We start from the raw sequence: 14,599 nt of genomic DNA, 5'->3' as shown, positions 1-14,599 counted from the left end.
TCAAAAAGATCAGAAATTAACATTAAGTGAGAAATTGTACGAAGTGGTTGCCGGAAGACCCAATGTTGTTGAATTGAGCCCGGCCGTAAAATCAGGATCGATACCCTCTTTATTTGCCTTCCATAATAAACCTAAGTTCCTAACAGAAAAACCAAAATTTGCAGCTTTTACAGCTTTGGTAAAACGTTGCGTCGGAATTTTATAAGTGAGCGAAAGCTCTCTCAACCTGATGTAATCGCCTTTTAATACATTGATATCAGACTGCTGATAACGGGCCAGGCTTACTGTTGCAAAGGTTCCGGCCACACCCGGAACGTTGGTAAGCTGCTCATCACCCGGTTTTTGCCAGCGCCTGGCTACATCTTCGCTCAAATCATAGCTTGTACCGGTCCTGGAAGAAGGGTAGGCACTGATGGTCGGCCTTAAAAATACACTTCCAAACTGGTAGGTGGCAATGGCCATAAGGGTGAAATCCTTGAATCTCATGCTCTGCGTATAACTGCCAAAATGCGGAGCTGTAGTCCTTCCTGCGTTGATCAGGGCATCAATGGAATTCAAATTCGTATTTGGGGCAACCTTGTTTCCATTCTGGTCGTACACCAGGGTCATGCCATTAGCGTCAAGCCCGGCATTTTTGTACACCAGCAGCTTATCTGTTGCATAACCCGAAATATAACCGCTATAGGCAGGACTTGCGAAAAAAGAAGAAGTGGGTATAAAACGGGTATCTTCTACCTTATTTACGTTATAAGCATAAGTTAACCTGCCGTTGATTTCCCAGTCTTTGTTCGTATAAAATATCCCGGCCAATGAAAGGTCTACTCCTTTTCCATTCAGCTCGCTGGTATTACGGGTTAAGCTGGTAACGCCATAAGTTCCGCTTATCGGGAAGTTATAAAAAAGGTCGGTACTGTGTTTGCGGTAAACTTCCACCGAGCCGGTAATTCTGTTTTTCAGGAATCCGAAATCCAAACCAAGGTTACTTACATAGGTTTTTTCCCAACGTAATTCGGGATTTGCCGGTGCAATAATGCTTGCTGTGGGTAAGCCAGTTTGTGCATCAACACTTCCCAGTGCGATGTAGGTAAACGGGTATAATGATCTTGAAATATTACCATTAACCCCGTTGGTTGCCCTTATGGCCAGGTTCGAAATCCAGGGGGCATTAGCCATAAACGATTCTTTATAAACATCCCACTTACCGCCCAGTGAATAAAGTGGCGTAGCACGGAAAGAACGGTCAAGGCCGAAATTATTGTAATCATCATAACGCACACTGGCCGAAACCGTATATTTCGATCTGTAAGTATAGGCGGCATTGCTGTAATATGACAGGTATCTTCGTGTTTTATCCAGCTGGCTTGGCGAGCCGCCCAATCCCAGGGTGTAACCATATAGGGTGGCGTAAGGTGTAGAAAAGTTTACCGAACGCGAAATACCGGTTCCCATGTTGTAGCCATACATGGTGCTCAAACCTGCCCCATCCTGTGTTTGCCTGATCTCGGCTCCTGCAATGGCATTGATTTGATGATCCTTTCCAAGAGTGGTATCATAATTTAGCTGCCCCCTTAAGGTGTAGTTATTGGTTGTATTGGTTCCGACATTTAAGATGCCGCTTCCGGCCGACAGACCAATGCTGTTTACCGCTTTGCCCGATACCGGGATTGCGGTAAAAGTATTGACAAGGTCGCGGTAGTAATAAGTATTATCGTTGTAGAAATTACGGCTTGTTGAATTTGAGATTTCGGTATTGAAAAAAGCGTTGGCCGATAACCCTTTAACAATCGGAACATTTAAGTTAATGTTTGCACTGTAATTGTTATCCTTTTGGGTATTGTCAGCATTCTCAATTTCATCAAGGGCATTGTATCCCCAGTTCAGAAAACCAGCTGGATAAAGCGCATTGTTTAACCATCCGCTGTAGAATTTTTTCGAATAGGAAACCCTGTTGCCATTATCGTCGAGAATCTGATTGTAGGGCATAAAGGTCGACAGGGAAGGGTTGTAAAGGCTATTCAATCCGATACCATTGGTTTTGTAATTGAAAAACGAACCTTTTAAATTGGTTGATAGCGTAGCGATTTTGAACAGTTTGAACGTATTGTTCAGGGTTAATGTTAAACGACTTCCGCTAGTGCCCACGGCATAAGGATCTTCTTTGGTATACGATGCCGAATAGAAATAGGTTGAGTAGTTATTTCCGCCACCAATAGAGAAATTATAGGCCTGGGATGTAGCCGGTCTTAACAGGTAATCCTCAATCTGCCCCCGGCTATCCCTGGCCGAAAGTTGTGCAATCTCGCTATCATAAGCGGCTTTCGTAATGGTACCGGCCTTGAGTTTAAACGCTAAATCAGTTACGGTGGCTACGTTTGTACTTAGGGCAGTGGTATTATTGGGTGCTATAATGATATTTTTAGCCACCAGTTCTTCCTCGTATGCAATGGTTTGGGCACTGGTCATGGTTCGTAGGTAGCCCAGGTCAGGGTGGTTGGAAACCGATGCATTTACCGAGAAATTAACAGTAGGTGCCTGGCCGGCTTTACCGGCCTTGGTGGTAATAACCATTACTCCATTTGCAGCCCTGGTTCCCCAAATGGAAGCCGCAGCAGCATCTTTCAAAAAGGTAACATTCTCCACATCATTTGGATTGATGGTAGAAATATCATATTCGGTGATCGCCCCATCCACTACAATCAGCGGAAAAGATTCTCCCTGCAGCGTACTTCTTCCCCTGACAAAAAAATTATAATCACTTGAGCCTTTTGTGCGTGTTCCGCTACTTACCGAATTTTGTTTATTGCCATAAACAAAACTGTTATCGCCCGAATTAATATTGATTTTTACACCCGGAACCTGCGACTCCAACCGGTAAAGCAAGTTTGGTACCGGTACCTTTTCGATCTGCTCTTTGGTTACCAGTTCGGCAGATCCGGTACTTCTTTCTTTTGAGAGTTTCTGCAAACCTGTAGAAATTACATTGACCTCATTAAGCTGATTGGCAACCGAAAGTTTCATTGCGATAACGATATTACTCTGCGAGGCGACAACCGGATAGGTATAATTTTCGTAACCGACATAAGAAACACCGATAACCTGGGCGTTTTGCGGAACCGGCATACTGAAACGGCCATTTGCATCCGTCATGGTTACGCTATTCGAGGCATTACTTTTCAGTGTTGCTCCCGGTAGCGGGTTACCTGTTTCATCCACTACTTTTCCGGATAAGAAAAATCCATCTGACGGTGCAGCATTTGTTGGATTATTGCCTGTTACCGGTGCAAAATAGCTTTTATCGCGGGAAACGATGGTATAATTACCTTCACTCACATATAGAAATAAGAGATTATTGGGATACAATACACGTTTCAGTACCTCATCAAGATTTTTTGCCTTTAGGTTTTCTACATCCGTTGTTTTGCCCTGAACAATTTCGTGCTCATAGGCAAACTTAGCATTATATTTTTTTGAGATCGAATTTAGTGCTGCTTCTACTGAAATGGTTTTCCCCGATTGCGCCATTGCCGGCGCAACAAAAATCACAGACATAAACAACAGATAAATCCAGCCGAGTAATCGGGTAAATCTTTTTTTCATTTTTGTTTGGTTGTTAGTTGATATATTAATAAAACAGTTAATTCCTGTTTTTCAGATAGATTGTTTTTCCTTCTTTTTTGATATCTACATCTAAGATATTTTTGAGCGTAAAGAGCAGGCTTTCTTCACTCCTGATTGAGATGGCACCGTCTATTTTCTTTTGCAGGAGCGCAGGGTTATCAACAATGACCGTGTAGCCATACAGATCCTCAAATTCTTGCAGGATATCGCTCACCTTTGTTTGGCTTACGATGAGCTTGCCACTCAACCAGGCCGTTTGGGCTTCAGCTGTTTGCGTCTTCTGAACAGTAACTCCCTCCTGATCAAAATCAATCAGTTCTCCAGGACGAAGCATATACTGTCTGCCTGTCTTTTTAGACTGTACCTGAATTTTACCTTTTATAAGTGTGACATTGGTTTTGTGATGACGATCTTTCAGGTTAAACTCTGTACCCAAAACCTGCACCGCCACCCCATTGGTAACCGCTACAAACAGTTCGCCCCGTTTGATCTGGTCTGGTGTTAAATTGAGGTGTTTAACTTTAAAATAAGCCTCGCCATCCAGGCTAACTTCCCTTCTTGCCTTCCAGTTAAAGGCCCGGGCATAACTTAAGGTAGAGTTTTTGTTCATCCTCACTTCAGAACCGTCCGGTAAATGCACCAGGAGGTCTTCAGCGTAATCTGCCCTGACTACAACCGTAGAAAGGAAGTACCAGGAAAGACAGGTTGCCACCAGGATGATACTTGCTGCACCCGAAAGCCAGATTGTTCTTATCCGTTTACGCTTTCTTTTCCGCTCGAACTGATTAATGGAAGCATTGATATCTGCTAAAAGATTTTCGCGAAGAGATGGAGAAACAACGATTTCGCTATCGCTTAAAATCAGCTTGAGCTGGATAACCGCATTTCGGTATGCCTGAATATTTTCGGGCGATTTTTCCGTCCAGTTACTCCAAAAGATTACATCATCAGGATAACTATATTTTACGAACCGTAAAAAGTCATCGTCAGCTAAAAAATCTTCTGTTTGAAATAAATGGTAAAGTTTGCTGGTCATATTGATCTTCCCCTCTTAGGTCTTTCAATAGGAAGACAAGAAAAAAAATGAAATTACCCCACGGAATTTTATTTTTTTTAAAAAATTAATTCTTTAAGCTTAACAGGATGGCTAAAAGCATCATTTTATCAATATTCAAAACTTCGCGAAGGGCCTCTAAAGCCCGGGCACTCAGTTTATAAGTGCCTTTTATGCTCAAATCCATTATCGTAGAGATCTCAGCATAGTCTAATTCTTCAAAATACCGCAGGTAAATGATCTCTTTTTGCCTCGGAGTGAGTTTATTCATGGCCTGAGAAAGCTGCCTGACCTGCTCGGTCTGTTCTTCCTTCTGGATAAATGCCGATTCAACTGAAAATTTTAAATCAAAAACCTCGTTGGCTTCCAGGTCTACTTTTTGAAACCTTCCTTCAACGTTTTTAAAATTGATCATGTTATTTCTTAGGGCAGAGATCAGGTAACCCCTCAGGTTGTTTACCGGCGGGAGTTTTTTATGGTTCACCCATAAATGCACAAAAAGGTTTTGAATGCAGTCGCGAACAGCGTCTTCATCCTGCAACATGCGCATACCATACCGATAAAGGGAAGAAAAATAGCTCGAATAAATACTATTCAAGGCAATTCTGTTACCCTTTACCAGGTTGCCCCAAAGGTCTATATCATTTAAATCGTTTGCCACTTAGAGAAGAATATTCAAATAACCAAAAAAAATAGCTCAAAACAGAATTTGAAGCAGGAATATGCTATTTTATTTCATATCGCCCAGGCAGGAAACAATGAGTATGTACCGATCTCAGGCATACGCTATTACCTGTTAACGAAGTGGATTATCTTCCTTTTGACTACAACCTTGCGACTTTTGGATACATCGGCCTGCCGGCATTGGCCGAACTTTGTATCAACAATAGTAAGTAATATATGGATTTAAAGAATAGCACCATCCTGATTACAGGAGGGACCAGCGGTATAGGTTTGGAACTTGTTAAACAACTTACCGAACAAGGAGCAACAATCATCGTTACAGGCCGTAAACCAGAAGCCTTACATGATACCAAAAGGCGTTTCCCGAATATACACCTCTTTCAAAGCGATGTAAGTAACCCGCAGGATATTGAGCGCCTGTATAAAGAGGCGACCCAACAATTCCCTGACCTGAATATAATCGTTAACAACGCAGGTGAAATGCGGTTGCTCGATGTTCAGGACGCCAGCAAGGACCTCGAAAACATCACCCGGGAGATTGATATTAACCTTACCGGAACGATCAGGATGGTGCACCAGTTTTTGCCCCACCTGCTTAAAAAGCCTGCGGCGGCAATTGTGAATGTTTCCTCTGCCATTGCTTTTATGCCTTACTCTACCGCTCCGGTTTACAGCGCTTCAAAAGCGGGTGTTCATGCCTATACCCAGGCCTTGCGTTTGCAGTTGAACAAAACCCACATCAGGGTATTCGAGCTGGTCCCCCCGGGTGTAAATACCAATCTCCAGAATGATTGGGTACTGCCACCTAATCCGGGCCAAATGATGGAAGTGGATAAACTGGTTAGTATAGCCATTAAAGGATTGCTAAACGACACCCCCGAGATCAAGCCGTTCCTGGTTAAGGTGATCAGATTTTTAAGCCGGGTGATGCCTAAGCAATTGATGAAGCTAGGCCACAGGGAATTTGAAAAATTTAAACAACTCAATAAAAAACAATAAACAATCCGTTATGAAAAAATCAATATTAGCAATGTTTGCGCTGCTGCTATCACTGGCCGCTTTCGCGCAGAAACTCCCTGCAGATGAAATTACAGGGATCTGGAAATGTGACGATTATAAGATCGAAGTATTCAAGGCAGGCAAAACGTACTCGGCCAGGCTCCTGTGGTCGAAGGTGATGTTCGAAGCAGATGGCAAAACGGCAAAGAAGGATGTTAAAAATCCAGATGAAAAACTCCGGAGCAGGTCAGTACAAGGTCTTACACATATCACCGGTCTTGTTTACAGGGATGGCGAATATGTTGATGGCAAATTGTATAGCGTAGAAGATGGAAATACCTATAGTTTAAAAGGTAAATTGAAAGGGCCTGATGATCTTGAAACCCGCGGCTACAAGGGTGTACCCTTAATAGGAAAATCATTCAAATGGAAAAGATTAGAAAAATTGTAAAAACAATGCTCATGAAAGATCATAAAGACCAGTTATCGTGGTTTTGGTTCATCGTTTCCAACACCCTTCCCCCTGTAGGGTTCTTCCTTTATTTCAGACACCGGAAGGCCTATCCAAATAAGGCCAAAAGAGCCTTAATAAGTGCAATAACCGGCGTGTCGGTAGCCGTGCTCGGAGGTTATATCATGAACGCTTTTATCCTCAATTAAACCATGATTAAAAACATAGCTTCTATACTGTTGCTCTTTATTTCGGTAACGCTCAGCTTCAGACATGCCTGGGATACCCTGCATTACAAAAACAATCCTGAATCTGTTAAGGCGATGGAAAATTTAGGGATCAGCGAAACATTCATTCCATTGCTGACGGCGGCAGCCCTGGCAACCGGTGTGCTTTTGCTCATCCCCAAGACCTTTTTTCTGGGCAATATGCTGAATGCGATCCTGATCGTGATGATAATGGGGCTGGCGGTGCGGGCAGGAAATTACCGCATGGTGTTGATGGAGATTCCATTTTTAATCATGCCATTAGTGATGATATGGCTAAAATATCCGTTTAAATTCAAGTAACTTGCAACATGGCAAACAGCAAACCCTACCGGATCAGTTCCATAACAGAGATACACCGTTTGATGGGGCTCCCTAAGCCCCACCACCCGTTGATCAGCATCGTTGACCTGAAAGGCCTGAGAAATGACACAGGTATAGATGCGGTCGTCTTCGACTTGTATGTGATATCAATGAAAAGAGGATGCGACGGTTTACATTACGGGCAACAGAAATACGATTTTGACGAAGGACTGATGGCCTTTATGTCTCCCGGCCAGATTTTGCGTGGCGAAGAGAACGGTGTACCGCCTGACCTGGATGGCTGGATGCTTTTTGTACATCCTGACTTTCTCTGGAATACCTCGCTTGCTGCCAGGATCAAACGGTATGAGTACTTTAGCTATGCTACCAGCGAAGCACTGTTCCTCTCTGACAAGGAAGAACTGGTGATTAATGACCTGGTTAAAAATATTAAAACCGAATATTATTCGAATATGGATAAGTTTAGCCAGGACATTATTATCTCCCACCTGGAGGCTTTGCTGAATTACGCCGAACGTTTTTACCAGCGCCAGTTCATTACCCGGAAGATCACCAACCACCAGGTATTAAACCAGGTGGAACAAATTTTAACCGGCTATTTAAACAACGAAGCCCTGCTTTCCAAAGGGCTGCCGACCGTGCAATATTTTGCCGATGCTTTAAACCTGTCTTCTAAATATTTAAGTAGCCTGCTGAAACAACTAACCGGCCAAACGATGCAGCAGATCATCCACGAGAAACTGATCGAGAAGGCCAAAGAAAAATTATCTACAACGAGCATGTCGGTAAGTGAGATCGCCTATCAGCTTGGTTTTGAGCACCCGCAGTCGTTCAATAAATTATTTAAAAGCAAAACCAAGCAAAGCCCATTGGATTTCCGGCAGTCGTTCAACTGAAATGTTTGATTTAGTAAAGGTATAACTGGTTTCGCAACCCGGCAGTTATTCTTCCAATAGTTGGGGGTAGCAGAAACCTTGCTTAAAATAAATCATCGCAACTAATTGGTAACTTTGCTTCATGATGATCGTTAGCAATTATGGCCATTAAAACTTTTCCCGAAAACCTGAGCCAGAACAAAGGCCTTCCTATACGTATCGTTACGCCGGAGTTTGGCCACATATCAGCGGAGTCGGCAGCGCAATACGGTTCTGCCCAGCGGCTGCCATACTATTTCTTTCTTTTCGTATGGCAGGGAAGCAGCTCGGAGGTTATTGATGGAGAAACGATGGAGATAGGTGAAAACGAGCTCCTTTTTGCTTTGCCTCATCAGGTCAGGCAATTGGCCCCAGGCGGTCATGGCGCAGATTATTATAAATTAGGATTTGACAATGAGTGCCTCGCTCGGTTGCCGAAAAAGTTCCCCTTTTTGCTTAATCCCCTGAACCGGCAAAAAATCAGCTTTACACCTGATGCTGCACGCAGGCTTTCGAATGCGTTTAAGATTTTAAATGAACTGTTACGTACTGCCGACAATGATCCGGAGCTGATCCTCGCTTACCTGAACAGCCTGCTTACAGAAATAAATGCTGCTTATTTTGTACTGCATAAAAAACCTGCACCTGAGGGCCTTGATAAATTTTTAGGGTTCAGGCTGTTTGTAGAAGATAACCTTACCGAGCAACCGGCTATAACGGAAATAGCAGAAAAGCTGGCCTTAAGCACCGATGGTTTGTATAGGATCGTAAAACAACATTCGGGTGTTTCGCCTAAGGAGTTCATCATCGAACGTTTGATCATCGAAGCCAGGCGACGTATGTATCATGAACCCAATACCTCTGTAAAGGAACTCGCTTTTGAACTCGGCTTTAATGACCCGGGGTATTTTTCGCGTTTGTTTAAAAAGGTTACCGGTAAAACGATAGCCGGTTTTTACCAGGATTTGTCCTTGTAAAAGCGGTTTTTGTCCGAACCTAACTACTGCATTAGCGCCACCTTTGTCTAAAAATAATTCATTATGGACAGACAATTTGGTAAAATATTGGTAACCGGTGCAACCGGCTTAGTAGGCTCAAGGCTTCTGCCCCGCCTTGTTGAAGCAGGATATGATTGTTCTGCACTGGTACGTGGCAAAAAAGTTGCGGCCGGAGTAACCCCTGTAGAGGGCGACTTGTTCGAACCGGCCACACTGCAGGCAGCGGTAAAAGATGCAGCAGCCATCATTCACCTGGCCGCCGTGTTCCGTTCACCAGACACCGACCTGATCTGGAAAAGTAACCTGGAGGGTACGCGTAACCTCATTGACGCCGTAAAACGCCATGCCCCTAATGCCCGCTTTATATTGGCAAGCACCAGTAATGTTTATGATGCAGACAACCCGCACCCCGGCCGTGAGGACGATGCGCTTAGCCCGCAGCATGCCTACCCGGCCAGTAAAGTGGCTGCAGAAAAGGAATTACGCGAAAGCGGGCTGAATGGGTCGGTTCTTCGCTTTCCATTTGTTTACGGGGATGGCGATGGTCACCTGGAAGAATTGCCTAAACACGTAGTTGCCGCTAAATTTCATCCGGCGATGCGCATGAGTACGATCCACCATCGCGATATATATACCGCCATCATGATGGCTTTACAAGGGATCATGGATGGCCAGGTCGTTAATATCGCAGATGAGGCGCCAACAACACTTTACGAATTATCGCAACTTGCTGGCAAACCGATGGCCTCATCTGCAGCCCCACTGGTTAACCCCTGGCATTTGCATGTTGATGCATCCCTGGCCCGTGGGTTAGGTTTCCGGGCTTCGGTAAGAACAGTTCACCAGGCGGCACAGGAAAACCTGCTCTGACAGCTTATGCAAATTTTTAACCGTTCGGCGCCGGAATTACAAAGAGGCCGGCCGCTGCTTTAAGTTGCCCTAACCCAAAGCTCCTGGATAGTTCAGGGCTTTGGGCGCTTGTGTCTGGCCTGGCTCATTTTTTACCATATGGTAAATGGCTGCTTTGCGATGTATACTATCTTTACCTGATGGAAGCGCTAATAAATTATATCCTGCAATTTGGTGACCTGAACAAACAACAAATCGAGTTTTTGCTGAGCAAGGTTCAAATCCTCGAATTCAAAAAAGATGACTACCTGTCTGAAGCGGGTAAGGTGCCCCGCTATGTGGCCTTCGTGCTGGAAGGTGTATTCCGTTTCTGTTATTATAACAACAAAGGTGAGGAGGTGACCAATTATTTTGTTGACGAACATAATTTTGTGGTCGACAACGAAAAATTTGAATCGCAGATCGCTGCCGCAGAATATGTACAGGCCGTTACCGACTGCAAAGTACTGGCTTTTACTAAAAAAGACTGGGATGAGTTATCCGGCACCATTGTAGGCTGGGAAATGATGAAGGCCAACATGATCAAAAAATGCCTTACGCTGGCTATGGAACGGCGCAGTCCGCTGGTTTCAGAAGATGCCACCACGCGATACCTGTCGTTCATCGAGGGCTTCCCGAACCTCATCAACCGCATTCCACTTTCGCACGTAGCCTCGTACCTGGGCATCACCCAGCAATCGCTAAGCCGTATACGCCGTAATATCCGTTAATGATGCTTTTTACCAAATGGTAAATGTTTTTTAATTGCCATTCTCAACCTTTGCTTATTCATTTAAAAAATACAAAAAGATGAGCAAAAAGATCGTATTAATAACCGGAACAAATAGCGGTTTTGGCTGGCTTACCGCCCAGAGCGTGGCCGCCTTGGGGCATCAGGTATATGCCACGATGCGCGATACCCATGGAAGAAATGCTGAAAAGGCCCGGGCTTTAGCCGCAGTAGAGAACATAACCGTTTTAGACGTTACCCTGACTGACGATGAAAGCGTGAAGCAGGCTGTTGATGGCATTTTGGCTAAAGAAGGCACTATTGATGTGCTGGTGAACAATGCCGGTTACGGCATGACCGGTGTAGCCGAGAGCTTTACCACGGCCGATGTGCACACCACTTTCGATATTAATGTGTATGCCCCCTGGCGTTTGATTAAACAGGTACTGCCCGCCATGCGCAAACAGGCCGAGGGACTGATCATTAACATCACCAGCGGCTTCGGGCGGGTATCGTTCCCGTTTGCTACCATTTATGCGGCCTCTAAGTTTGCGCTGGAAGGAATAAGCGAGGGCCTGCATTACGAGGTGAAACGTTTAGGCATAGATGTGGCTCTCGTGGAGCCGGGTGCTTTCCCGACAGAAATGCAACAAAAGAACAACCCCGCATCTGATCAGGATGTATTTGAGGGCTATGGCGCCATTGCCGCCATACCCGACAAAATGATAGCCGCATTGGGCGGAGAAATGCAGGCTAAAAAACCTGACCCACAGGATGTTGCCGATGCCATTGTAAAACTGATCGGCACCCCAAAAGGTGCACGGCCATTACGCACCGTGGTCGACCCTATAACCGGCCAATACATAGAAGCTGCCAACCAGGCTGTAGCTGAACAATTTGCCAAAGGATTGACGGTATTCGGGATGGGCGAATTATTGTAAGTGAAAAGGATACATGAAAACGGCAGTAGCCTTGGCTACTGCCGTTTTTTATTGGAGCATTGCAGGATGAAAGCTATTTCAAAAGTGTGACGACTTTTTCCCGTCCGGGTTATTTTAATTTCATTTTACCGGCCGGAGCCCCTCTTCTATGGGTTCATTTATAGCATGCCTGCTAAACTCTACGGATAGTAGAGAGAGCTCAGTCGTCCAATTGTTTCAGGGCCGTTTGGAGCACCACATCGTTTCCCTTTAACCTATCTGCAAGGGCAGGTTGGACTACAACATCAGGAAGGGTGCCACGACCAAAGTTTTTATGGAGATCAACCGCATTAACATACTTGAGAAGTGGGATAGACACTTTAAGCCCGAAGTCAAGTTTGGCTTCCGGCATCAGGCCGCTGTTATTCCCCTGGTATCCTCCACCTGTCTCCTCGCCTACAAACAAGGCACGTTTGTTATACTGTAAAACGGCTGATAAGTCTGCACAGGAAGATAGGCAGGCACCATTGACTAATACCACCACCTTGCCGGTATAAACATCGGCTTCAGGTTGCTGCACTTCATAGAAATCAAACTCACGGGTGAATTTGGATTTGCGCCACAGGTATACCGAATCCATCTTTACCGGCTTTCCGTAGATCAGTTTAGCAGAACCTTTCAGGCTAAGGGCGAAAGGTTCGGTCACTTCGATCCGGTCCCAATACCGGAAAGGCTGGTTGATCAGGTACCGGCTAAGCAATACTGCATTCGGGTCGCTGCCACCGGTATTATTACGCAGATCAATCACCAGCTTTTGGATATGCTGCTCCTTAAGCTCTTTGAAAACCCCGGCAATAAATTTCCGGAACTGCTGCTTGCCGGCTTTAATATCCGTTTCGCCAAAAGAACGGATGGTTAGCGTACCAACAGCTTCTTTAATGCTGAAACTCAATCTTGGTTTGTTCCCCAGATCCATGATGGCCGGCACCGGTATCACCTCGTTGCGCACAGCTGCCAGGTCAAATTCCTTTTCGCCCTGGTCAGTCGCTACCCGTATTTTATAGGAATCGCTGAGTTCGTAATTTGCCCGGTAAGCCTGGGCGAAACGGTTATTGATTGCCTGGTATTTCCAGGTTTGGTTAAAACCGTCAGACGGGATCATCTCAAACAGGCGTGCCCTGATGGCAGTAATCGAATGTCCGTTAATGCTCAGCAATTCTGCACCTACAGGCACCGCCCCGTTCCCGGAATAGTTCTTGCTGATATAGGCTTTTTCGCCTATAAAGTATACATCAAGAGGGAGCATATTTTGCTGTTTGTTCAGGAAATCCATGTACTCGCCACTTAAAGACACATTGGTATGAACGCAACGTACTTTAGCAATGAGTGGTTTAATCGTGCGGAAGTATTGCAGCTGATCCATTGGCCCCTTGATTGCCGCCAGGCTCGAATCAATAAAATGTGCAAATTCAGGCTTTGAGGTATAGCGATAAAAACCGGGATGTTTTTTGGCCATTTCACCCATAAGTTCTGTAATACTGCGCCGTGCAGAATCGGCAGTTATGGTTCGCTGTGGATCGAAGGCTGTATTGGGTTGCGCCAAAAGGAGCAGTGAATGTAAAAGCAGGAAAGTAACGGATAAAAATTGTTTCATAACCGAAGATAGATACTTCATACACAGGATTTTGTTAAAAACTGTGAAATCGTTATGGCAGCAGGTTTTGCCGGTGGTAAGCCCTTTTAGTGACCTGTCATTTGCGCTGCAGAACTGTATGCTACAGTCAGTTCTGCATTGGTAAGACTGATGACACCTGGTTATTGGTCAGTCGGGCTGTTGCTTCCGAAGAAAATATTGGGTTCCGTAGTATCCGATCGAGCGTATCCTTAGCCCTGCCGGCGCGCTCTAAAATCGCTGGGTGTGCATTTATACCTGTCGCGAAAGCTTTTGGTAAAATTAGCCAAATCATTATAACCACAGTTAAAAGCAATGTTTTTAATCCTTTCGTTTGAAATTAACAGCAGTTCTGCAGCTTTTTCGAGCCGCTTGGTTTTGATATAATTGGCTGGGGTATCGTTGTAATGTTTGGTAAATTCGCGCTTAAAAGACGATAAACTTAAATTATTAAGCTGTGCCAGTTCATCAATACTGAGCTGGGAAAACAGGTTAGCCTCAATAATTTGTTTAAAGGTGTAGGTAGCAGGCGAAAAAAGCTGTGTAAATATGGTTTGTATGGCCCGGGCATTAGCGGTTTGGGCCAGGAGCAGTATAATTTCCTTTAACTTTAAAACCAGTATATCTTCATTAACCAGTGCCGGATGCCGGAAATAAAACAGCAAACCTTCGATATATTTTTCGATTAAAAAATTGTTATTTAAAATCTCGACACTTTTGTTCGAAACCATCCGGTCGGGTGCATGAAGTATAACCGGCAGTTCCCGGTCGTAGATCCGCTTTAAAATATCGGGATGAAAATTAACGATCATGATTTCGTTCACATCCCCTTCATTTAAATTACTGATGGTTTTGCTTGCCTGTATACAATTTAAAAACAAAGCATGTTTATGGGGTATATTTACCAGGTCTTCGTCGCGGTGATATTGCATTTCGCCCTGTAACATATACAAAAAGCAGGCATTATCAGTAATGGGAAAATCGAAGGTAAAAGGTGTCTTTATCCTGATGTTTTGGATAATGGATTTACCAAACAATTCGTATTTTTTATGGTCAATGATCATGTTAAAAAACCTTCAGC

At 44.4% G+C, this 14,599-nt stretch carries 14 protein-coding genes; 9 read left to right on the top strand and 5 right to left on the bottom strand.

Annotation, left to right across the window (positions count from 1 at the left end; translation table 11 throughout):
• Positions 1 to 9: 9 nt before the first annotated feature.
• The 3 genes from GGQ60_RS06850 to GGQ60_RS06840 all read right to left on the bottom strand — a co-directional run bounded on the left by GGQ60_RS06850 (position 10) and on the right by GGQ60_RS06840 (position 5,333).
• Positions 10 to 3,597: a SusC/RagA family TonB-linked outer membrane protein gene (locus GGQ60_RS06850; protein ID WP_183761460.1), complete on the bottom strand. Its 3,588-nt coding sequence runs from the start codon at positions 3,595 to 3,597 to the stop codon at positions 10 to 12.
• 37 nt (positions 3,598 to 3,634) lie between these two features.
• Entirely contained in the window at positions 3,635 to 4,654 is a 1,020-nt protein-coding gene (locus GGQ60_RS06845) for a FecR family protein (RefSeq protein ID WP_183761457.1), read from the bottom strand.
• A gap of 85 nt (positions 4,655 to 4,739) precedes the next feature.
• Positions 4,740 to 5,333 carry an RNA polymerase sigma factor gene (locus tag GGQ60_RS06840; RefSeq protein WP_183761454.1) on the bottom strand — a complete coding sequence of 198 codons (594 nt, stop codon included), beginning with the start codon at positions 5,331 to 5,333 and terminating at the stop codon, positions 4,740 to 4,742.
• 239 nt (positions 5,334 to 5,572) lie between these two features.
• Between GGQ60_RS06840 and GGQ60_RS06835 the strand changes: the two genes are divergently transcribed.
• From GGQ60_RS06835 to GGQ60_RS06795, 9 genes are all read left to right on the top strand, one after another.
• On the top strand, positions 5,573 to 6,355 hold the full coding sequence (locus tag GGQ60_RS06835; protein WP_183761452.1) for an SDR family oxidoreductase: 783 nt from the start codon (positions 5,573 to 5,575) through the stop codon (positions 6,353 to 6,355).
• Between the two features lie 10 nt (positions 6,356 to 6,365).
• Complete coding sequence (locus tag GGQ60_RS06830; RefSeq protein WP_183761449.1) at positions 6,366 to 6,806, top strand: DUF2147 domain-containing protein; 441 nt, start codon at positions 6,366 to 6,368, stop codon at positions 6,804 to 6,806.
• Between the two features lie 11 nt (positions 6,807 to 6,817).
• Positions 6,818 to 7,015 carry a hypothetical protein gene (locus GGQ60_RS06825; RefSeq protein ID WP_183761446.1) on the top strand — a complete coding sequence of 66 codons (198 nt, stop codon included), beginning with the start codon at positions 6,818 to 6,820 and terminating at the stop codon, positions 7,013 to 7,015.
• Positions 7,016 to 7,018: 3 nt separating this feature from the next.
• Positions 7,019 to 7,375, top strand: coding sequence for a hypothetical protein (locus GGQ60_RS06820; protein ID WP_183761445.1), 357 nt, complete (start codon positions 7,019 to 7,021; stop codon positions 7,373 to 7,375).
• An 8-nt stretch (positions 7,376 to 7,383) separates the two neighbouring features.
• Complete coding sequence (locus GGQ60_RS06815; protein ID WP_183761443.1) at positions 7,384 to 8,292, top strand: helix-turn-helix domain-containing protein; 909 nt, start codon at positions 7,384 to 7,386, stop codon at positions 8,290 to 8,292.
• 140 nt (positions 8,293 to 8,432) lie between these two features.
• Positions 8,433 to 9,287 (top strand): AraC family transcriptional regulator, encoded by an 855-nt coding sequence (locus GGQ60_RS06810; protein ID WP_183761441.1) that lies wholly within the window; start codon positions 8,433 to 8,435, stop codon positions 9,285 to 9,287.
• Between the two features lie 63 nt (positions 9,288 to 9,350).
• On the top strand, positions 9,351 to 10,178 hold the full coding sequence (locus tag GGQ60_RS06805) for an NAD-dependent epimerase/dehydratase family protein (RefSeq protein ID WP_183761439.1): 828 nt from the start codon (positions 9,351 to 9,353) through the stop codon (positions 10,176 to 10,178).
• Between the two features lie 179 nt (positions 10,179 to 10,357).
• Positions 10,358 to 10,927, top strand: coding sequence for a Crp/Fnr family transcriptional regulator (locus GGQ60_RS06800; RefSeq protein WP_183761437.1), 570 nt, complete (start codon positions 10,358 to 10,360; stop codon positions 10,925 to 10,927).
• 79 nt (positions 10,928 to 11,006) lie between these two features.
• Entirely contained in the window at positions 11,007 to 11,867 is an 861-nt protein-coding gene (locus GGQ60_RS06795) for an SDR family oxidoreductase (RefSeq protein ID WP_183761435.1), read from the top strand.
• A 199-nt stretch (positions 11,868 to 12,066) separates the two neighbouring features.
• Here the strand turns inward: GGQ60_RS06795 and GGQ60_RS06790 are convergent, their stop codons facing one another.
• Together GGQ60_RS06790 and GGQ60_RS06785 are read right to left on the bottom strand one after the other, a co-directional pair.
• Positions 12,067 to 13,500 (bottom strand): S41 family peptidase, encoded by a 1,434-nt coding sequence (locus tag GGQ60_RS06790; RefSeq protein WP_221235909.1) that lies wholly within the window; start codon positions 13,498 to 13,500, stop codon positions 12,067 to 12,069.
• A gap of 230 nt (positions 13,501 to 13,730) precedes the next feature.
• Complete coding sequence (locus GGQ60_RS06785) at positions 13,731 to 14,582, bottom strand: helix-turn-helix domain-containing protein (protein WP_183761429.1); 852 nt, start codon at positions 14,580 to 14,582, stop codon at positions 13,731 to 13,733.
• Positions 14,583 to 14,599 lie beyond the last annotated feature (17 nt).

This window comes from Pedobacter zeae (assembly GCF_014196715.1).
Taxonomy (GTDB): Bacteria; Bacteroidota; Bacteroidia; order Sphingobacteriales; family Sphingobacteriaceae; genus Pedobacter; species Pedobacter zeae.
The sequence above is the reverse complement of the archived record's forward strand: the minus strand, read 5'-3'. Positions and strand labels throughout refer to the sequence as shown.